The following is a 20377-nucleotide window of genomic DNA, read 5'->3' as shown; positions in this document are numbered from 1 at the left end:
TTATTTTTTGTTCGCAGTCTGGCGTAAACAGTAACACATTTCTGCACAGCTTTACGCTGCCGCATATTTACAAGATGCGTGCTTCGGAGCGAATCTGAAGCTAATCAATCAGTATGACAGAGGTATGTAGTATGCAATCTGAAGAGCAACGCCTTATCGATGGACTGTTTTCCCGATTAAAAGAGGCCGAGAGCCACAGCGCATCACGGGATGCCAGCGCTGAGGAGCGGATTGCCGGGCACATTAAAGAGCAGCCGTTCGCCCCTTACTATATGGCGCAAACGATTCTGATTCAGGAAGCGGCGATCAAACAGCTCAACGACCGTATTCAGGCGCTGGAGAGCCAGGTCACCCAGCTTCAGGCCGCGAAGCCGAGCAGCGGCGGGTTTCTCTCAGGCCTGTTTGGCGGCGGTCAGTCGCGCGGTTCCGATCCGATTCCTGGCGCCGAGCAGTATGGCCGACCGCAGGCCGGCGCCCAGCCTCAGTATGCTCCGCAGGCGCAGCAGCAGAACTACGCCCCTCAGGCGTCGCGCAGCGGCGGCGGTTTTATGGCCGGCGCGCTGCAAACGGCGGCAGGCGTCGCGGGCGGCGTGGTGCTGGGAAACATGTTGACCAATATGTTTAGCGGCTCGCATCCGCAGGAGATCGTCAATATCATCGAAGAGAAACCGCAGCCGGATCTCAGCCAGGCGCAGGACAATAGCGTCGCTGACGATACCTTCCGCCAGGATGACGGGCAGTTCCTCGCCGACAACAACGATTATGACGCCGACTTTGACGCCGGTTTCGGCAATGATGATTTCGGCAGCGACGATGACAGCTGGGTTTAACCCTGCTGGCGCTTAACGTCTAACAGCCATTTCTCCAGCGCGGCGGCAAACTGCTGCCGATCGCGCTGGGATAAGCTATCCGGGCCGCCGGTCTGCACGCCGCTGGCCCGCATCGTTTCCATAAAGTCGCGCATCGTCAGGCGTTCGCGAATGGTCGCCTCGCTGTAGCGTTCACCGCGTGGATTCAGCGCCGCCCCGCCTTTCTCCAGCACTTCCGCCGCCAGCGGGATATCGGCGGTAATCACCAGATCTCCCGGCTCGCATAAACGTACGATTTCGTTATCCGCCACGTCAAACCCCTGCGCCACGCGCAGCGTGCGGATAAAGCGCGACGGCGGGACGCGCAGAGGCTGGTTAGCAACCAGCGTCAACGAGATTTGCGCGCGCTCGGCGGCGCGGAACAAAATATCTTTAATGACGTTCGGACACGCGTCCGCATCAACCCAAATAGCCATTGCGGCTCCTGTCGATGAAAAAGAGATGCCGTATTGTCGCCTGCTTTTGCCTTCCGCGAAAGCAACAAGATGTTAAGCTATATCGCTAACGATAAAACAAACAAAGGGGATTGGTGATGGAGAAGAAAATCGGCTTTATCGGCTGCGGCAACATGGGCAAGGCCATCCTGGGCGGCCTGATCGCCAGCGGGCAGGTGCAGCCGGGTCAAATCTGGGTCTATACCCCGTCGCCGGATAAAGTGGCGGCCCTGCACGACCAATACGGCATTAATGCGGCGCAAAGCGCGCAGGAAGTGGCTCAGGTGGCGGATATCGTTTTTGGCGCCGTAAAGCCGGGCGTGATGGTAAAAGTGCTCAGCGACGTCGCCTCCAGCCTGAATAAAGACTCTCTGGTGGTTTCTATCGCCGCGGGCGTGACGCTCGACCAGCTGGCGCGCGCCTTAGGCCATGACCGCAAAATAGTCCGCGCGATGCCCAACACGCCTTCGCTGGTCAACGCGGGGATGACGTCGGTCACGCCGAATGCGCTGGTCAGCGCCGAAGAAACCGCGGAGATCCTGACCATATTCCGCTGCTTTGGTCAGGCGGAAATCATTGCTGAGCCGATGATTCATCCGGTGGTCGGCGTCAGCGGCTCCGCGCCGGCTTACGTCTTTATGTTTATCGAAGCGATGGCCGACGCCGCTGTGCTTGGCGGAATGCCCCGCGCGCAGGCTTATAAATTCGCGGCGCAGGCGGTGATGGGCTCGGCCAAAATGGTACTCGAAAGCGGCGAGCATCCGGGAACGCTGAAGGATATGGTGTGTTCGCCCGGCGGCACCACCATCGAAGCCGTACGCGTGCTGGAAGAAAAAGGCTTCCGTTCCGCCGTCATCGAAGCGATGGTGAAATGCATGGAGAAATCAGAGAAGCTGAGCCGTTCCTGATTGCAATAGCGAATAGCGGGTGAGGTTTCCCTCACCCGCCCATTTCTTACACCTGTTTTTTCAGGCAGGCGCTCATAAATTTGCTGCGATCGTCCCCTTTCAGGGACTGCTGGGTCGCCTGAGCGTTACACTCGCGCATTTTCTGCTGCTGAGGCGTTAGCCCCTTACCGTCCTGCGCGGCGCCATCTTTCTTCAGGCAGCTACTCATAAACGTTTTACGCTCATCCCCTTTCAGCGACTTCGATGACGCTTCTTTATTGCAGACGCTCATCTTTTGCTGCTGAGGGGTCAACTCTTTTTCCGCGGCACTCACCGCTGTCATAAATACCAGGCCAAAAAGTAGGGTCACAAGTAATGTTATTTTCATCGCACCATCCTCTATGAGTGGATCTCTGTAAGTCTGGTCGCTGATGGAGAAAAAACCAGCCGGTAACGAAAATTCATCACCGGCGCCCGGTTATTTCAGATTAAGTGCGGCTTTCATGGTGTAGAACAGGTCCGTCTGGTCGGTTAAACCCACCACGTTGGCGGCGTGCGGGCCGTAGGCGGCAATACGCAGCTGGGTGCCGGTATGTTCCATCGACTCTTCTTCAGAGTTGCCGTAGCTCATCACCATCACCGAACCATCTTTGGTGTTCAGCGCCTGCGTCAGGCCCGGCGCTTTGGTATCTGCCGGGATAATCTGGCTGGCGTGAGCGTGGTCGGCGGTGACGATAACCAGGGTATTGCCCTCTTTTTTGGCAAATTCCAGCGCCTTCTGTACCGCTTCGTCCAGATCGACGGTCTCGCCAATCTGACCGCACGGATTCGCCGCGTGATCCTGTTTATCGATAGAAGCGCCTTCCACCTGCAGGAAGAACCCCTTCTCATTGCTGCTCAGCAGATCGATGGCTTTTTCGGTCATCTGCGCCAGCGTCGGCACCGATGCATCGCGTTTCGGGTTCGGCGTACAGGTCACCGCCGCCTTATCGATATTGCCGTGATAAGACGCCTTTGGGCCTTCCCAACGCACCGGCATATTGCCTTCCGCGAAGAGACCGAGCAGCGGTTTGTCCTGATTGGCCTGGCTAATGGCGGCCAGCGAGCTGGCGTCGGTGACGATCTGGTAGCCGCGGGCTACCGCCTGATCGTGCAGCGTTTTGCCCTGCCATTCACCGGCCGTCGCGCTTTCCGCGAAGGTTTTCGCGCCGCCGCCCAGTGTTACGTCGGGACGGGCGTTCAGCAACTGTTCGGTAATCGAACCTTTACCGCCCTTTTCCAGCGCGTTGCTGGCGCATTTTTCGCTGGTCACGCTCGGGCCGTAGCATTTACGCGACGTCACATGCGCCACCAGCGCAGCGGGAGTGGCGTCCTGCAGTTCCGCCGTGGAGACGTTACCGGTGGCTAAGCCCGCCGCTTTCGCCAGCTCAAGGATGGTCTGATGATCTTTTTCATGGATATCCACGCCCAGCGCGCCGTTATAGCTTTTCACGCCGGTGGTCCAGGCCGTTGCGGAAGCGGCGGAGTCGGTGACATAATCCGGCTTGCCGGTTTTCTTATCCAGAGAATAATGGGTGTACTGGCCGGTCAGCGGCAGCGCGTCAATGCCTTTAAAGAAGCCGCCCGCCCCTTCTGCATAATTTCGCGCGGCGGTGATTTCAGAATCGCCCATTCCGTCGCCAATCAGCAAAATAATATTTTTAGCCGGTTTATTGATTAACGAAGCGCGCAGCGCCTCGGTCTGGTCACCGCTTAAACGACGCGCGCCGCCCGGCGTGGTGATATCGCCCTGCGCGGCACGATTTTCCAGAACCGGTGCGGTTGTTGTTTCTGCGTGAATAATCGGGGAGCCCAGCAGAGGCAGCAGGGCAATAAACAGGGCGCTTAATTTCACTTTTATCGTCTCCATGTAAAAAATACTTTAAAAAACAAAACGAGGGAGACTGTATAAAAGCGATGTGACAGTAAAATGACAGCATCCATACCCTGTCACAAAACTAACTACGAGGATGCCGTAACAGCTTCTTTATATATTGCTGCAGTAGCTGGGTATCGCGGTCATCCACCAGCGGGCCGGGGCTGGCCTCATCGATGGCCTGCTCAATATCGGTGATGAGCGCCTGCTGGGCGTCCTGCTCCATATGACGTAGCAGAGCGGTCACCACCACTTCCAGCGCCTCAACCTGGGCCGTCAGCTCCTTCGATTCTTCTTCCTTTTGGGCGAGTTTTACCAGTAGCTCAGCAATGAGATTCTTCACAGCACTTTATCCTTATGCGAGGTCCGTAGTCTGCTATTTATGTCATACATTAGCCGTCGGTTGCCACTATTATTTTTTAAAAAAGTTCGCCACGCCGGTGAATAACAAGCGAAACGTTTTGCTCTTTACATGCCACCCGCCAGGAATTTACTCAATGCGGATTAATAAGCATCATAACCAACTTTAACAAATAAGAATAAAATGGAATATCGCTATTCTATCGATAACTATAACGTATCGCCATAATATATCTGGTAGGCCAGATTCACGCTGTCCGGCGCGTCTTTACCGGCCAGGCGCGCAATAAGTATTTCGCTCGCCGTTTTACCGATTTCATAACGTGGGGTAATGACGCTGGCTATTTTTTGCAGCCGCGCACGGCCAATTTCCAGCCCGTGAAAACCGGCGATGGCGATCTCCTGCGGAACGGCTTTCCCCTGCGCCTGGCACTCGAGCAGCACCCCCACCGCCAGATCGTCGTTGGTACAAAAAATGGCGTCAATATCCGGGCGCGTCTGCTGCATCTGCAGGAACATCTGCCGGCCAAGCGCAACCGAGGAGATGGTCCGCGGCGCCATGTGATACGCCTTCAGGCCGTGCTCCGCCAGCGCCAGCTCGGTGCCGCGGAAGCGGCTTAAATCGCGGGGATCGTCCATTGAACCAAAAAAGGCGATCGCCCGTTTGCCGCTCTCAAGAAAAGCATGGGTCATATCCCACGCCGCCTTTTCGTTATCGAACCCCACCTGGATATCCAGCTGCTGGCCGCCGTAGTCCATCAGTTCAGCGACGGGGATACCGCTGGCGCGCACGTACTGCACCATGCGATCGCTGTGCTGCTTCCCGGTCAAAATCAGCCCATCGATATTATAAGAGAGCAGATTGAGCACTTCGCGCTCTTCGCGCTGCGGGTCATATTCGTAGTTGGCAATCAGGGTCTGATACTGGTGCGCGGAGGTCACCGACTCAATGCCGGCCAGCACATCGGCAAAAATCTGGTTGCGGAAGGAGGGAATAAGCACGCCAATCGTTTTACTCCGGGCGTTAAGCAGGATTTCCGGGGCGCGGTTAGGGATATAGTTATTCTCTTCCATGACCTTTGAAATCAGCTCACGGCTGCGCTCAGAAACCTGGCCGGGGTCACGTAAATAACGGCTGACCGTCATTTTATTCAGCCCCGCCAGGTTGGCGATATCCTGCAATGTCATCCGGTTGTTTTTCATCAGGTTCTCTACGACAAGCGACTTTTATGCTCGCAGAGAACCTTACCACAGCAGCGGCGGTTTATGTTAGCCGGCAACCTTTTTTGCCGTCACCGGGGAGACGGGTTGCGGGTTAGCGCGCACGTTGTACATCAGCACGACGGAGGACAGCAGCGCGACAGCCATAAAGGTATAGGAAACCCCCGGCCCGCCGGTAATCCCGTTGAGGTACCCCACCAGCCACGCGCCGAGGAAAGCGCCGAGCGCGCCAAAGCTGTTGATTAAGCCCATCGATACGCCGGAAACGTTGCGCGGCAGCAGTTCAGGAATAAGCGCGAAGAACGGCCCATACGGCGCATACATGCAGGCCGCGGCAATGACCAGTAGCGCATAGGAGAGCCAGAACGCCTGGTTGCCCACCAGCCAGGAGCCAAAGAAAGCGATAGCGGCAATCAGCAATAACGGCCAAATAAACAGTTTACGATTCTGGAACTTATCCGACAGCCAGGAGACCGTCAGCATCAGGATAATTGCCGCCAGGTACGGCACCGCCGCCAGCCAGCCCACCGCCACGATATCCATCTGCGCGGCGTTCTTCAGAATCGACGGCATCCACATCATGAAGCCGTACACGCCGATGCTCCACAGCGCGTGCACGGCGCAGAGCATGATCACATTGCGCGAGCGCAGCGCTTCACCGTAGTTGCGCACCGGCTTGATATGACTCTGCTCGCTGTCCATCACCTTCTGCAGGGTCTCTTTTTCCTGCTCGTTCAGCCAGGAAACCTCGGACGGTTTATCGCGCACCAGTATCCACCAGCATACCGCCCACAGTACCGCCGGAATGCCTTCGATGATAAACATTTCGCGCCAGCCCCACGCCTGAATCAGGTAGCCGGAAACGATGGACATCCACAGCACCGTTACCGGGTTTCCGAGGATCAGGAACGTGTTGGCGCGCGAACGCTCGGTTTTCGTAAACCAGTTGCTGATATAAATCAGCATCGCCGGCATCACCGCCGCCTCAACCACGCCAAGGGTAAAGCGAATCGCCATCAGCATCGGAATATTGCTGACGAACCCGGTCGCCGCCGCGCAGAATCCCCATAAAATCAGGCTAAAGAAAATCATTTTTCGCACGCTGCGTTTTACCGCATATATCGCGCCGGGTACCTGGAAAAAGAAATAGCCGAGAAAAAATAGCGCGCCAATAAGCGATGCCGTTCCTTTGGTAATACCCAAATCGCTTTCAATTCCCGCCGCAGCGGCAAAACCATAATTCGCACGGTCAAGATAGGCCAGACTATAGGTAATAAATATAATCGGCATTAAATACCACCAGCGACGCGCGGGTAATTTCGCGAGCATGTGCATAAGCACTCCTCAGATATCAATATCATCACACGGGTTTAATACTCTGTCCTTCAGGTAGTGCGGGCACGCTGCTGCCCGAAGGACGCGAAGTGATTCAGACAGCGGCAAGCATTCCGCCGTCCACAAACAGCAAATGACCGTTAACAAAGTTTGCCGCCGACGAGGCCAGATATACCGCGGCGCCAATCAGTTCTTCCGGTTTTCCCCAGCGCGCCGCCGGGGTACGCTGGTACAGCCAGGCGGAAAACGCCTCATCGTTGACCAGGGCGGCCGTCATGTCGGTGGCAAAATATCCCGGCGCGATACCGTTAACCTGAATATTATATTCGGCCAGCTCAACGCACATGCCGCGAGTCAGCATTTTAACCGCCCCTTTCGAGGCCGCATAAGGCGTAATGGTTTTACGCCCCAGCTCGCTCTGCATTGAGCAAATATTAATTATTTTCCCCGCGCGGCGGCCCATCATATATTTCGCCACCTGCTGTGAAACCAGGAAAACGCCCTTCTGATTGACCTCAATAACGTTATCCCACTCCTCCTCCGGAAATTCGGTAAAAGGGAAACGCCTCTGGATTCCGGCGTTATTAATTAAAATATCAATGGCGCCGATCTCCTCTTCGATGCGGGCTATCGCCTGCTCGACCTGCGCCGCCCGGGTGACATCAAAGGCGACCCCTACCGCATGAAAACCCTGCGCCACCAGCGCCTGCGCCGCCTGGTCCGCGCGCGCCTGGGTGCGGTCGTTGATGATGATCTCCGCGCCGTACTCCGCCAGGCCGCCGGCCAGCAGATGGCCAATCCCCTGAGCGGATCCGGTGATCAGCGCGCGCTTCCCTGACAAATCAAATAAATTTCGCATAAAACCTCTTTTTCAATAACTGTTACGCGTAACTGTATACGCGTAACAGTCAGGAATAGAAGAGGATGAGAGGGGAAAATGATCGTTTTGTGATCGGTGATACATTTAAAGCTTAAGGAACACCGAGGCCGCTACTGACGCTGTCGCATCCATCGCGGCCGAGGAGAAAGAGCGGAATTAAGCCGCAGGACGGCGGCTGCGGCGCAGCATAATGGCCAGCTGCCAGATATTGATCAGGACAATAACCGCCGTCGCGATAAACACCCAGCGGAAGCCGGCCATGGCCGAGACCGACGCGCCGATCAGCGGCCCGGCCACGTTGCCAAGATACATAAACGACTGGTTATAGCCGAAAATACGCCCGGTGACGCTGTCGCTGCAGTATTTGAGCAGAAGCGTTTGCACCGCCGGCAGCATCGCCCCATCGGCAAAACCGAGCAGGAAACGCAGGACGCCAAGCTGGAATGGGGTGGTAACGAACGACATGGCAAAGAACATCACCACCGCGCAGCACAGCGTCGCCAGCAGGATCCGCGAGGTGCCGATCCTGTCGCCCAGTTTCCCCAGACGGGGAGCCGAAATCAGCGCCGACACGCCCGGCACGGCGGCGATCATGCCGGCGAGAAAGGCGATGTTATTGCTATCCGGCGCCATCGACTTGATAAACAGCGCCAGAATCGGGCCGATTGAGCCGTTGCAAAGTTGGATCACCAGAGTGGTGAAAAACAGGCTGATCACCAGTCCCGGATAGGGCAGCGAGGCAAATACCGCCTTGCCGCTCAGCCGCTCCGCCCTCGTGACCTGCGGCCGGGCGCCCTCTTTAATCAGAAACAGCGTCACCAGGAAGCTTACGGTCAGCAAAATCGCGGTGATGATAAATACGGCGCGCAAACCGACGTGGTCGGCCAGGAAACCGCCGAGCAGCGGCCCGCCAATCACGCCGCTGATCTGCGCCGTCGACAGCGTGCTCAGCGCCCAGCCGCTACGCTCGCGCGGAACCTGAGACGCCACCAGCGCCATGGCGTTGGGAATATAGCCGGAAGTCAGTCCCATCACCGCGCGCAGGATAAACAGCTGCCAGACGTTGGTGGCGAACGCCTGAAGTAAAATGGCGATGGCCATCCCCAGCGAGGCGCGCAGCAGCATCAGCTTGCGCCCTTTGCGGTCGGCGAGGCTCCCCCACATCGGCGAGACAATCGCCGACACCAGAAAAGTGACGCTAAACGTCAGGCCCGACCACATGGATAACGCTTCATGCGAGGTCACGCCCAGTTGGGAAACGTACAGCGGCAAAAAGGGAAGAATTTGGCTGATGGCCAGGCCGGTAAAAAAACAGCCAAACCAGACGGAGATAAGATTAACCTTCCAGGATTCCATAACTACGCGTATTCATTAATTTTTTGGCAATTATTAACTAGCTTAGCAATTTCCCCTGTCCGACGTACTACCAGAGATGCGCTGACGGCGAGTTTAGTGTTTTATGACACCAGATTGCCCTATTGCGAATAATTTCATGGTGAAAAGCGTGGTATACAGCGAGTTATGCTCAGAAACAGAACCCCTGGCCGCGCATACCGAGGTGAAAATGGTTCGCATGGGCCGCGTTATAGTCCGGCCCTAAAGCGTTGCCGTAATAGCTGCAACCGCCGGCCAGTAACGCCTGTAGCCAGGGGTGATACTGCGCATCGGGCCACCCTTTCAGCACGCTGATGCGTCGGCCATCGGCCAAACGAAAGCCGCTGATATCCAGCGCCTCCGCGGTAGCGTGCTCGCTGCGCCGCGCGTTCTGACGATGGTAAATATTACGGCAGGCATAGCTGCCAAAATGGTCGACCTGGCGGAGCTCTTGCCCCAGCATCCGCCGAGTCAGCGGTTTCGCCTGCTGTTGCAGATACAGCGCGCTGCTTAACGCCAGCGGGCAGCTGGCGAGGAAGCTGCTGCTAAGCTTTACCGCGCCAAAATCGCGTACCCGAACCACGTTTTGCAGGGGGCACTCTCCCCCGCTATCGGCCACCGCCCGGCTGGTGATGAGATTTCGCTGATTCGCTTCCTTCAGCAGGTTGGCGCACTGTCCGGGCGTCAATCGCCGCAGCTTATAGTGGGTGATGAACCCCGGCGGATCCTCCAGACGCAGCGGCGCCAGCGGGTTATAGTGCGCGGGAAGATAACGATAGCCGTAATATCCGGCCGCCAGCAGCGCCAACAGAACGATAAGCCCTTTTCCTTTCACGCGCTGCCTCCCAATGCTTTACCCGGTGAATATTATGGCAGCCAGGCGGCCGTTTCACATGCTATGTTATGCCCTTTGATGTAATCATGATGGAAGTTGAAATGGCTAAGATGAGGGTTGGGATCGTTTTCGGCGGTAAGTCGGCAGAACATGAAGTATCGCTACAGTCAGCGAAAAATATCGTGGAAGCCATCGACAAAACGCGCTTCGACGTCGTTTTGCTGGGGATTGATAAGCAGGGGCAGTGGCATATCAACGACGCCAGCAACTATCTGCTCAATCCGCAGGACCCCGCCCATATTGCCCTGCGCCCATCCGATATTACCCTGGCGCAAATTCCCGGACGCGAAGCGCAGCAGCTGATTAACGCCGATAGCGGCCAGCCGCTGGCGGCCATCGACGTCATTTTCCCGATTGTTCACGGCACCCTTGGGGAAGATGGTTCTCTGCAGGGTATGCTGCGGATGGCTAACCTGCCCTTCGTCGGCTCCGACGTCCTCGGCTCCGCCGCCTGCATGGACAAAGACGTGACCAAGCGTCTGCTGCGCGATGCCGGGCTGTCGATTGCGCCTTTTATTACCCTGACCCGCGCCAACCGTCATCAGGTGAGCTTTGCCGAAGTGCAGGCGAAGCTGGGCATGCCGCTGTTCGTCAAACCGGCGAACCAGGGCTCCTCGGTGGGCGTCAGCAAGGTCAACAGCGAAGAGCAGTATCAGCAGGCCGTCGCCCTGGCCTTCGAATTTGACCATAAAGTGGTGGTTGAACAGGGGATTAAAGGGCGTGAGATCGAGTGCGCGGTATTGGGCAACGATAATCCCCAGGCCAGCACCTGCGGTGAAATCGTCCTCAACAGCGAATTCTACGCCTATGACACCAAGTACATTGACGATCAGGGCGCGAAGGTGGTGGTTCCGGCGGCCATCGACAGCGATGTAAACGATAAAATTCGCGATATCGCCGTTCGCGCCTATCAGACCCTCGGCTGCTGCGGGATGGCGCGCGTCGATGTGTTCCTGACCGCCGATAACGACGTGGTGATTAACGAAATCAATACGCTGCCGGGCTTCACCAACATCAGCATGTATCCGAAGCTATGGCAGGCCAGCGGTCTGGACTATACCAGCCTGATTAGCCGCCTGATTGAGCTGGCGCTTGAGCGTCACGCCGCCGATCGGGCGCTGAAAACATCGATGAATTAAGCCCGGGTAAGCGTTTAGGCCGCGACCCGGGGAGTGCGCCGGGGTTGATGTATCAGCCCGGAATCTTCCCGGCTCGCGCTGCGCTTAGCCGGGCTACGGGTTCACCACCTCCGGTTCACGCTTCCTCTGCCGGGCGGCGGCGAATAATAAACCCGGCAATCCAGAAGCTAATGACCCACGTCACCAGCCCAACCGCGTAAGAACGCCAGCCTTCGGTTTCATACCCGAGCAGCCCGACCACGCCATTCATAATAAAAATTAACCCCAGCGCTACCGCGTAGTAGTGCCAATCTCGGCGGATTTTTTCCGTGAGTTTCATAACCACTCCGACAACAAAAAAAGCATCTTCGCATAGCCGCCACCGCGGGTCTGTAGCGGCGTTGAGAATTGTCGCACATTGCGATATCGGTCTAAATTTCACAAATTTGTAGCAAACTCACAACCCGATGAAATCAGGAATATTCCTGGGCGGAAATTACCAGCAATCTGATACTGAAATCCCCCCTTCGTTGCCAGAATTACCCTCTACGTCGCCGTGGAAAAAACGGCAAGAAAGTGAAGTACGGAGGTCAAGATGGCAGAGTTCACCTTTGCAAAGACCGTCAACGGCGGCAAAAAGAGGGGCTCTCTCACCGGCAGCAACATCGCTTACGCTCTGTTTGTGCTGTTTTGCTTCTGGGCCGGTGCGCAAATGCTGAGTATGCTGATCCACGCGCCCGGCGTTTTTGAGCATCTGATTCAAATGCAGGACAGCAGCCGCCCGCGGGTCGAGATTAGCCTGGTGGTCGGTACCCTGTTCGGCCTGATTCCCTTCCTGGCGGGCTGCGTGCTCATTGGTATTCCTGGGCTGATATTCCGCTGGCGCAGCCGCCGCTAACGGCGCGCCATACAGCTGGCCCGCCGGTCGTCAACGCGTTTGGCAAACCAGGCGGTCGTCAGGTTACGGGTGATTTTCGGGCTCTCAAGCTGAATGCCCGGCAGCACCTCCCGCGGGAGCGTTTTGCCGGCTTTCTTATCGGCAATGCGAAACACCTGCTTATAGAGATCGCTCTCTTCAAACGCCAGGGTATCGCCCTTCTTTAACTGACGATGGATATCATCATCGCTCATTGCCAGCTGTGAGGATAACCGACGCACCGCCAGTTCGGTGGTTCCGGCCTCGTCGCTATCGTAGCGAATCAAATCGCCATCCAGCGCCAGCTTCACGCCCGTCGCTTTAGAGACGGCGTTCTGGAAGGCGGCGTTACGGCTGGCGTACCATCCGGCGTTGAAATCGGCAAAACGGTACAGCGGCACGCTGTAGTTCGCCGGATAATTCAACAGATGATAGGTGCCGAACCACAGACCGCCGCGCAGGCTGAACACCTCCTGGCGCACGGTACCGTCGATTTTCCACGGGTAGCCGTCGGTATGCTGCTCGGCGAAGGCGATGCTGACCTGCATCGGGCCGCCGGTATGCACCGGGTTCAGCGAGCCGAACAGCTTCTGCCCCATCGGCACCATGCCGATAAAATCATCGAAAATCGCGCTCAGCTGCTTTTCGGTTTTCACGCTATCGAGGCGTTCGCTATAGCTTTTGCCGTTGGGCGATTTGATTTTCAGCGCGGTATGCACCAGAAAAACCGGGATATGCATTTTCTCCGCCCGGCGGTCAATCTCCTGCCAGGCGATTTTATTCAGCCCCGGCACCGCCGGGTCGGCCTGATAGTTGGACTCCTGCTGCGCCACCGCCAGCACCGAACAGACGTTCTCTTCCGTCGGCGCCAGCTTCTGGCTGGCAAAGGTTTTGGCGATGGCCTGCGCCCATGCCTCGCGATCTTTCACGCTGGCGGGCATTTTCTGCCGCACCACCGCGGCAACATCAATCGCCTTTTCGCCCTTTTTCAGCTCCGGCTCCGGCTTGCTGGAGCAGGCGCTTAGGACAATCCCTGCCAGTAGCGTCAGGGTGAGAGAAGTGATTCTGGATTGCGCTACCGGCATGGTTCATCCTTGCGTTGATCAACTTAATGTTTGCGTCACGGTCTGCAGCTCTTTGCCATCCAGCTCGCGCTCGAAGCTGCGCAGACGTTTGTAGATAGACATCAGCTCAACCAGTGTAGTCCATGAGCTAATCAGATACTGGAACGAACCGCGAACCTGGCCAAAGACGTTGGTGATCTGGGTCATCAGGCCCAGCGTAATCGTACCGGCAACAATCGACGGAAACAGCAGGAACAAACCGAAAACGTTATCCACCTGCAGATAAAGAATACGGGCGATATTGAAATACATGTAGTGGAAATAGAGGCGGAAATAGTTGCGGCGCACGGCGCCAAACAGCTCACGCACCGTCGGCGGCGTCGCGCGGTTGGCGTCATCTTCGCCGTACACCAGCTCTTTACGATAGGCGGCCTCAACGCGCTGGTTTTTGAACTCCAGGCCGGGCAGCTTGATCCCCACCACCGCCAGCAGGCCGGTACCCATTAACGACCAGATGATGGCGGCAATCACCAGGCCGTAAGGCAGGTGGCCGACAATCGGTAAATCCGGGACGTGCGCGGAGAGCGTCACCAGCACCGGCAGGAAGGCGATAAGGGTCATCACCGCGTTAAGGAAGCTGACGCCCATGCTCTCCAGGGTGGAAGCAAAGCGCATGGTATCTTCCTGCACACGCTGCGCGGCGCCTTCGATATGGCGCAGATGCTGCCAGTGCGCCATATAGTGTTCGTTCATGGCGGTACGCCAGCGGAAAACGTAGTGGCTGACGAAGAAGTTGTTCATCACCCCGATGACCACCGCGATAAGCGCGATGCCGAGAAAGATGCCAATCTCCTGATAAAACTGGTTAATGCTGACCTTATGCGGCGTCGCCAGCGCGGCCTGAATAAGATCGTAGAACGGGGCGTACCAGGCGTTTATCGCCACCCCAACCTCGACCAGAAACCAGGTGACGAAAATAATCAGCGAGGTGCCAAGGATCGACCAGTACTGCCAGCGGTGGGGGCTGTAAATAAACCAAAAGAGGGCGAAAACGCCCACGCAGAATACGTAGAACGCGTAGAACACCAGGTAATTGAGCGACCAAAAGCGCGCCGCGCTAATCGCCACATCCTGAGATGCGCCGGTGACCCGCAGCAGCCAGTCGCCGCCGCCCGCCTGCCAAAAGATCACCGCCAGCAGCGACCAGATAAAGGCAGAAATAAAAAACGGCCCCGGTTTGGGGAAAAAGGATTTAAACATCATGCTCTCCTGCTAACTTCTTTTTCGTTTTGCTGTGCTGTGTACCACAAAGACGCCCGCCGCAAAGCCGTCGCAGCGAAGCAAAGTGGGCGGATGATGAGACCGGATATCAGCAGCTTAGTTCGCCGACCATCCGTTCAGAATTGTTTCTGTCGATTGCACCTGTAAAGGATTGTCCGGAACGGTCAGCGTACGCCACACCTCGTTGTAGTGGGCGATCAGCGTGACGGCCTGCGCCGCCGGGCGGTTGGCTGTGGTATGGGCATCTTCAGCGACGGTAATCGCATAGCCCCGGCTGGCGCCGTTTTTGATGGTGGTATCTACGCAGTAGTCGGTGGCGCAGCCGCAAATCACAAACTGCGTGATGTGATGTTCGCGCAGCACCTCTTCCAGGCGGGTGCGGTAAAAGGCGTCGCAGGCGGTCTTGGTCACGAACAACGCGCCTGCCGGCTGGTGCAGTTCAGGCAGCAAAGCAAAACCTTCGCTCCCCTCTTCCAGACCGCCCTCTTCGCAGTGCTGAATGAAGATAACGGTATCCGCGGCGTTTATCAGGCGGTTAATTTGCGCCGCGCAGCGCTCGCGCTCAATACGCGGCGTCGCGAAAACGCCGTTTTGCATATCCACTACCATCACTACCCGTTTCGCCGCCATCGTCTCTTGCCACCCATGTTTAGCCAAAACGAATATCATACGCGCCCGCAGGCGAAAGCCGCTATCCGAAAGCAAAAAAAGGATTTTTTACGCCAGGTTACGTTTTTCCGCACAGAATGGCGTTATTAGCGCTTTGCTCGGCGGCGCTTCGTAGTATAAATACGCTCTATATTTTTCTTCACCATGATGGATGCCCCCGTTGAAACGTAGTCTGCTCATTTTTGCTGCGCTGTGCGCGGCGTCGTTGACATCGGTCCAGGCCGCGCAGCCGAGCGTCGACCCGGAATTCGCTGCGGATGTTGTCGACCGTTACGCTAACCATATCTACTACGGCAGCGGCGCGATCGGCATGGCGCTGGTGGTTATCGATGGTAACCAGCGCGTATTCCGCAGCTTCGGCGAGACGCGCCCGGGCAATAATGAGCACCCGCAGCTCGATTCGGTGATTCGCATCGCCTCCCTGAGCAAGCTGATGACCAGCGAAATGCTGGTCAAACTTCTCGACCAGGGCGTGGTGAAGCTCAACGATCCGCTGAGCAAATACGCTCCGCCGGGCGCGCGCGTGCCGACATATCAGGGAGCGCCCATTACGCTGGTGAATCTGGCGACCCATACCAGCGCCCTGCCGCGCGAGCAGCCCGGCGGCGCGGCGCATCGTCCGGTGTTCGTCTGGCCGACGCGCCAGCAGCGCTGGAACTGGCTCTCCACGGCAACGTTAAAAGCCGCGCCGGGTTCGCAGGCCGCCTATTCCAATCTGGCGTTCGATTTACTGGCCGATGCGCTCTCTACCGCCGCGGGCAAGCCCTGGCCGCAGCTGTTTGAAGAGCAGATTACCCGTCCGCTGGGGATGAAAGACACCACCTTTACGCCTTCGCCCGATCAGTGCCGGCGCCTGATGATCCCGGAGAAAGGGGCCAGCCCGTGCAACAATACGCTGGCGGCCATCGGCAGCGGCGGCGTTTACTCCACGCCTGGCGATATGATGCGCTGGATGCAGCAGTTCCTCTCTTCCGATTTCTTCACCCGCGGGCAGCAGGCGGACCGGATGCAGACGCTCATTTATCAGCGCAGCCAGCTGACGAGGGTGATCGGGATGGACGTGCCGGGCAAAGCCGATGCGCTGGGTCTCGGCTGGGTCTACATGAAGCCGAAAAACGGCCAGCCGGGCATTATTCAGAAGACCGGCGGCGGCGGCGGTTTTATCACCTACATGGCGATGAACCCGCAGGCTAACGTCGGCGCCTTCGTGGTGGTCACCCGCTCTTCATTGACGCGTTTCAACAACATGAGCGATGGCGTCAACGAGCTGGTCAGCGAATTAAGCGGCGACCGCCCAGGGATTGAGACCGCCAGCCAGTAACCTGTTGGGATGTTTTGCCGACGATAGATAAGGATCGTTTTGGCGAAACATCCCGCCGCCAATTGAGGTAAACTCGCTTTTTTCATTTCACAAAATCAGGCAAACCATGACAGATTTAATCACTCGCCCGCGCCGACTGCGCAAGTCCGCTTCGCTACGTGCCATGTTTGAAGAGACAACACTGAGTTTGAACGACCTGGTGTTGCCGATCTTTGTTGAAGAAGAAATCGACGATTACAAAGCCATCGAAGCGATGCCCGGCGTGATGCGTATTCCGGAAAGACACCTGGCGCGCGAAATCGAGCGCATTGCCAACGCCGGTATCCGTTCGGTGATGACCTTCGGGATTTCCCATCATACCGATGCCGTTGGCAGCGATACCTGGAACGAAAACGGCCTGGTGGCGCGCATGTCCCGCATCTGTAAAGAGGCTGTGCCGGAGATGATCGTGATGTCCGACACCTGTTTCTGCGAATACACCTCCCACGGCCACTGCGGCGTGCTGTGCGACCACGGTGTCGATAACGATTTAACCCTTACCAACCTCGGTAAGCAGGCGGTGGTCGCCGCTGCCGCAGGCGCGGATTTTATCGCCCCGTCCGCCGCGATGGACGGCCAGGTGCAGGCCATTCGCCAGGCGCTGGACGCCGCCGGATTTACCGATACGGCGATTATGTCCTACTCCACCAAGTTCGCTTCATCGTTCTATGGTCCGTTCCGCGAAGCCGCGGGTACCGCGCTGAAAGGCGATCGTAAAACCTATCAGATGAGCCCTATGAACCGCCGCGAAGCGATTCGCGAATCGCTGCTGGACGAAGCCCAGGGCGCCGACTGCCTGATGGTCAAACCGGCCGGTCCCTATCTCGATATCCTGCGCGATCTGCGCGAGCGCACCAACCTGCCGCTCGGCGCGTACCAGGTGAGCGGTGAATACGCGATGATTAAGTTCGCCGCCCAGGCCGGCGCTATCGATGAAGAGAAAGTGGTGCTGGAAAGCCTCGGCGCAATCAAGCGCGCCGGCGCGGATCTGATCTTCAGCTACTTCGCCCTCGATCTCGCCGAAAAGAAAATCCTGCGTTAATTCGGCTATTACCGTTCCCCGGTCGCGCTACGCTTACCGGGGCTACAAACCTGCTCCGGTAGCCCGGGTAAGGCGTCAGCCGCAACCCGGGGAATTTCTCTGCTGCAAAAAGTTGCGAGACTCTTTCCACCATTATCTTTGGATTCTTGCCAGACTGTTACCCCGACTCTACCCTGCCGCTTAAGACGCTATCTTTTGCAAAGGAGCGCTGCATGGTGGCCTACCGTCGTTATTACCTGAAGGGTGGAACCTGGTTTTTACAGTTAATTTGCGAAGCCGAAAAAGCAGACTTCTGACCGAGCACATCGGTACTTTACGTCACGCCATCCTCACCATCAAACGGCGAAAACCCTTTTACATTGATGCATGGGTTATCCTTCCTGAACATCTTCATTGCATCTGGACATTACCCGGAGACGATAGCGATTTCTCCGCCAGATGGCGGGACATAAAAGGTTGCTTTAGCAAAGCATTAAAACAAGAAAATGTCTGGCAACCGCGTTTCTGGGAACATGCAATCCGCGATGAAGAAGACTACCGCCGGCATATCGATTACACCTACATTAATCCTGTAAAACACGGTTGGGTACGACAGGTTTGTGATTGGCCTTTTTCAACCTTTCACCGGGATGTACGCCGCGGGTTATATCCCGATAATTGGGGTGGCGAAATTCACGATTTTTTGTGCGGCGAACGCCAGTAAACCCCCGGTCGCGCTACGCTTACCGGGGCTACGATCTGCTCCGGTAGGCCGGGTAAGGCGCCAGCCGCAACCCGGGGAAATATCCCAAATCTTCACTCAACTGTAATCTGAGCGACATCTGCGCCTTCTACTGTCTGGGCAGGACGGAGGAGGTGCCGCTATGTTTAGTCTCGACAATGTCATCGATGACCTGTGGCCTCAGGCAAAGCCAGCGCTCTGGCAGAAAAAGGTGCTGAAAAAGCTCCTGCATGAGGAAGAGTTTCAGCAGTTTGCCGCGCGTCATCATCACCTGAAAGGACTGGATACGGTCGAACAGGTGCTCGAACATCTTAATATCCGCTGCGCTATCCCGGCGCACGATCTCGAACAAATCCCCGAACATGGCCCGCTGGTCATTATCGCCAACCACCCCACCGGTACGCTTGACGGCCTGGCCCTGCTCTACGCGGTGTCCCGCGTGCGTCGCGACGTCAAAGTGGTCACCAACCGCATGCTGACCCACCTTGAACCGCTGAGCTCGCTGTTTATTCCGGTCGATAATATCAACGGCCGAACCGCCAAAGCGGCGCTGCAGCAGATGGACCAGCAGTTGCAAAACGGCGGCGTGCTGATTTTCTTCCCGGCGGGTGAAGTTTCACGCCTCACCCGACGCGGTATTCGCGATAAAAAATGGCACTCCGGATTTATTAAGCTGGCGGCGAAATACCGCGCCCCGCTGCTGCCGGCGTGGATCCGCGCGCGCAACAGCGCGCTGTTTTACGCCAGCACGCTGATTTCCGATAGCCTGCCGCTGCTGCTGCTGATGCAGCAAATGTTTCGCCGCCGCAACGGCAGCCTGCCGGTTAATTTCGGCCAACAGATTGCCTGGTCAAGCTGGTTCGATCCTCAGCGCTCTGTTCGCGAGCTGACCGAACGCTGCTATCGCCACCTGGAGCTGCTGGCAAAAGGGCAGCCCGGCGTATTTAAAAGCGAAAGCGCTATTGCCCGACCTGAAGACCGCGCCCTGCTCAAGCGCGAACTGGGACGGGCGGAAACGCTGGGGCGCACGGCGGATGGCAAAGTGATTTATCTCTGGCAGCGCCGCGGCCAGGAAGATGCGCCAGTGCTGCGCGAACTGGGCCGCCTGCGGGAAATCGCCTTCCGCGCGGTGGGCGAAGGCAGCGGCAAACGTCGCGACGTTGACGGTTACGACGACGACTATCTGCATCTGATTCTGTGGGATGAAGAAGACCTGGAAATCGTCGGCGCTTACCGCTTTATGCCGACCGCGATGCAGCTGGAAAAGCGCGGCCTGACAGGTATCTACAGCTACAGCCTGTTCCATTACGACGCGCGCATGGACGATATTCTGCAGCACGGGATTGAGCTGGGGCGCAGCTTTATCCAGCCGCGCTACTGGGGCCGCCGCGGACTGGACTACCTGTGGTCCGGCATCGGCGCGTATCTGGCGCGCTATCCGCACTATCGCTATCTGTTCGGCCCGGTGTCGATTTCCGGCGGGCTGCCGCCGTCGGCGCGCGATCTGCTGGTCGCGTTCTATCGACTGTGGTTCCCGGCGACGCATCCGCTGGCGGAGTCGCGTCGCCCTTATCCGGCCTCGCTGCCCGATGTGCTGGCGCAGTTTGGCGGAGAAGATTACAACGACGATCTGGCGCGGCTGAAGTCCCTGCTCGGCAACCTCGGCTGCGCGATCCCGCCGCTGTATAAGCAGTACTCGGAAGTTTGCGAGCCGGGCGGCGTACAGTTTATCGATTTCGGCAGCGACCCGGATTTCAACAACTGCGTTGATGGTCTGGTGCTGGTGGACTTGACCTACCTGAAGGCGAACCGCTATCAGCGCTATATTGGGGTACATCTGGACGCGCAAAAATCGGCATAAAAGCCTTTTCCCGGAGGCGGCGCGTTTATCGTAGGTTGTTTCCCGGCTTGCGGCGCATTGCGCCTTAGCCGGGCTACGGGTTTACCGCTTTCTGCGGACCGGTAGCCCGGACAAGGCGCGTTAAGCGCCGCCTCCGGGAAGCAGCGTGCAATACCGCTTCCGATGTTCTCCACGG

Annotated in this window: 20 protein-coding genes and 1 pseudogene; 8 read left to right on the top strand and 13 right to left on the bottom strand. The window is 57.2% G+C overall.

The window, feature by feature from the left end; translation table 11 throughout:
• The first annotated feature begins 131 nt into the window (after positions 1 to 131).
• Positions 132 to 830, top strand: coding sequence for a DUF2076 domain-containing protein (locus MKleb_RS05910; RefSeq protein ID WP_014228142.1), 699 nt, complete (start codon positions 132 to 134; stop codon positions 828 to 830).
• Here the strand turns inward: MKleb_RS05910 and MKleb_RS05905 are convergent.
• A complete protein-coding gene (locus tag MKleb_RS05905) occupies positions 827 to 1285 on the bottom strand; it encodes a YaiI/YqxD family protein (RefSeq protein WP_009653579.1) in 459 nt (152 codons plus the stop codon). The genes MKleb_RS05910 and MKleb_RS05905 overlap by 4 nt on opposite strands.
• Before the next feature lie 116 nt (positions 1286 to 1401).
• On the opposite strand from MKleb_RS05905, the gene proC reads away from it, so the two are divergent.
• Positions 1402 to 2211, top strand: a complete 810-nt coding sequence (proC, locus tag MKleb_RS05900) for a pyrroline-5-carboxylate reductase (RefSeq protein ID WP_004848157.1) — start codon at positions 1402 to 1404, stop codon at positions 2209 to 2211.
• A gap of 46 nt (positions 2212 to 2257) precedes the next feature.
• Here the strand turns inward: proC and psiF are convergent, their stop codons facing one another.
• From psiF to MKleb_RS05860, 8 genes are all read right to left on the bottom strand, one after another.
• Complete coding sequence (gene psiF, locus MKleb_RS05895) at positions 2258 to 2578, bottom strand: phosphate starvation-inducible protein PsiF (protein WP_004132478.1); 321 nt, start codon at positions 2576 to 2578, stop codon at positions 2258 to 2260.
• Between the two features lie 90 nt (positions 2579 to 2668).
• Positions 2669 to 4099, bottom strand: coding sequence for an alkaline phosphatase (gene phoA / locus MKleb_RS05890; RefSeq protein WP_025107196.1), 1431 nt, complete (start codon positions 4097 to 4099; stop codon positions 2669 to 2671).
• 88 nt (positions 4100 to 4187) lie between these two features.
• Positions 4188 to 4448, bottom strand: a complete 261-nt coding sequence (gene iraP, locus MKleb_RS05885; RefSeq protein WP_004848155.1) for an anti-adapter protein IraP — start codon at positions 4446 to 4448, stop codon at positions 4188 to 4190.
• A gap of 227 nt (positions 4449 to 4675) precedes the next feature.
• Complete coding sequence (gene idnR, locus MKleb_RS05880; RefSeq protein ID WP_014837560.1) at positions 4676 to 5668, bottom strand: DNA-binding transcriptional regulator IdnR; 993 nt, start codon at positions 5666 to 5668, stop codon at positions 4676 to 4678.
• A gap of 66 nt (positions 5669 to 5734) precedes the next feature.
• Positions 5735 to 7021: an MFS transporter gene (locus tag MKleb_RS05875; RefSeq protein WP_004848153.1), complete on the bottom strand. Its 1287-nt coding sequence runs from the start codon at positions 7019 to 7021 to the stop codon at positions 5735 to 5737.
• Between the two features lie 94 nt (positions 7022 to 7115).
• Positions 7116 to 7880, bottom strand: a complete 765-nt coding sequence (gene idnO / locus MKleb_RS05870; RefSeq protein WP_014228137.1) for a gluconate 5-dehydrogenase — start codon at positions 7878 to 7880, stop codon at positions 7116 to 7118.
• Between the two features lie 177 nt (positions 7881 to 8057).
• Complete coding sequence (locus MKleb_RS05865) at positions 8058 to 9257, bottom strand: multidrug efflux MFS transporter (protein ID WP_014228136.1); 1200 nt, start codon at positions 9255 to 9257, stop codon at positions 8058 to 8060.
• Between the two features lie 169 nt (positions 9258 to 9426).
• Positions 9427 to 10110 (bottom strand): extensin-like domain-containing protein, encoded by a 684-nt coding sequence (locus tag MKleb_RS05860; RefSeq protein ID WP_014228135.1) that lies wholly within the window; start codon positions 10108 to 10110, stop codon positions 9427 to 9429.
• 101 nt (positions 10111 to 10211) lie between these two features.
• Between MKleb_RS05860 and ddlA the strand changes: the two genes are divergently transcribed.
• Entirely contained in the window at positions 10212 to 11309 is a 1098-nt protein-coding gene (ddlA, locus tag MKleb_RS05855) for a D-alanine--D-alanine ligase (protein WP_033836946.1), read from the top strand.
• A gap of 115 nt (positions 11310 to 11424) precedes the next feature.
• Here ddlA and MKleb_RS05850 read toward each other — a convergent pair whose 3' ends face one another.
• Positions 11425 to 11628, bottom strand: coding sequence for a DUF2754 family protein (locus MKleb_RS05850; protein WP_004132489.1), 204 nt, complete (start codon positions 11626 to 11628; stop codon positions 11425 to 11427).
• A gap of 255 nt (positions 11629 to 11883) precedes the next feature.
• Between MKleb_RS05850 and MKleb_RS05845 the strand changes: the two genes are divergently transcribed.
• Entirely contained in the window at positions 11884 to 12186 is a 303-nt protein-coding gene (locus MKleb_RS05845) for a DUF2755 family protein (protein ID WP_009653569.1), read from the top strand.
• On the opposite strand, the gene MKleb_RS05840 is transcribed toward MKleb_RS05845, so the two are convergent.
• The 3 genes from MKleb_RS05840 to MKleb_RS05830 form a co-directional block, all read right to left on the bottom strand.
• Positions 12183 to 13289, bottom strand: coding sequence for a DUF1615 domain-containing protein (locus tag MKleb_RS05840; RefSeq protein ID WP_025107198.1), 1107 nt, complete (start codon positions 13287 to 13289; stop codon positions 12183 to 12185). The genes MKleb_RS05845 and MKleb_RS05840 overlap by 4 nt on opposite strands.
• 18 nt (positions 13290 to 13307) lie before the next feature.
• Positions 13308 to 14528, bottom strand: a complete 1221-nt coding sequence (gene sbmA, locus MKleb_RS05835; protein ID WP_025107199.1) for a peptide antibiotic transporter SbmA — start codon at positions 14526 to 14528, stop codon at positions 13308 to 13310.
• A 117-nt stretch (positions 14529 to 14645) separates the two neighbouring features.
• Complete coding sequence (locus MKleb_RS05830; protein WP_162557351.1) at positions 14646 to 15158, bottom strand: cysteine hydrolase family protein; 513 nt, start codon at positions 15156 to 15158, stop codon at positions 14646 to 14648.
• A 220-nt stretch (positions 15159 to 15378) separates the two neighbouring features.
• On the opposite strand from MKleb_RS05830, the gene ampH reads away from it, so the two are divergent.
• The 4 genes and pseudogenes from ampH (at position 15379) to MKleb_RS05810 (ending at position 20202) form a co-directional block, all read left to right on the top strand.
• Positions 15379 to 16539 (top strand): D-alanyl-D-alanine-carboxypeptidase/endopeptidase AmpH, encoded by a 1161-nt coding sequence (gene ampH, locus MKleb_RS05825; RefSeq protein WP_025107201.1) that lies wholly within the window; start codon positions 15379 to 15381, stop codon positions 16537 to 16539.
• A gap of 106 nt (positions 16540 to 16645) precedes the next feature.
• Positions 16646 to 17620 (top strand): porphobilinogen synthase, encoded by a 975-nt coding sequence (hemB, locus tag MKleb_RS05820; RefSeq protein ID WP_004848143.1) that lies wholly within the window; start codon positions 16646 to 16648, stop codon positions 17618 to 17620.
• A gap of 212 nt (positions 17621 to 17832) precedes the next feature.
• Positions 17833 to 18323: pseudogene (locus MKleb_RS05815) on the top strand (REP-associated tyrosine transposase).
• Between the two features lie 160 nt (positions 18324 to 18483).
• A complete protein-coding gene (locus MKleb_RS05810) occupies positions 18484 to 20202 on the top strand; it encodes a bifunctional ornithine lipid synthase OlsF (protein WP_025107202.1) in 1719 nt (572 codons plus the stop codon).
• Positions 20203 to 20377: the final 175 nt, after the last annotated feature.

Source organism: Klebsiella sp. PL-2018, assembly GCF_019048985.1.
GTDB classification, from domain to species: domain Bacteria; phylum Pseudomonadota; class Gammaproteobacteria; order Enterobacterales; family Enterobacteriaceae; genus Klebsiella; species Klebsiella michiganensis.
This window is presented reverse-complemented; position numbering and strand designations above follow the sequence as displayed.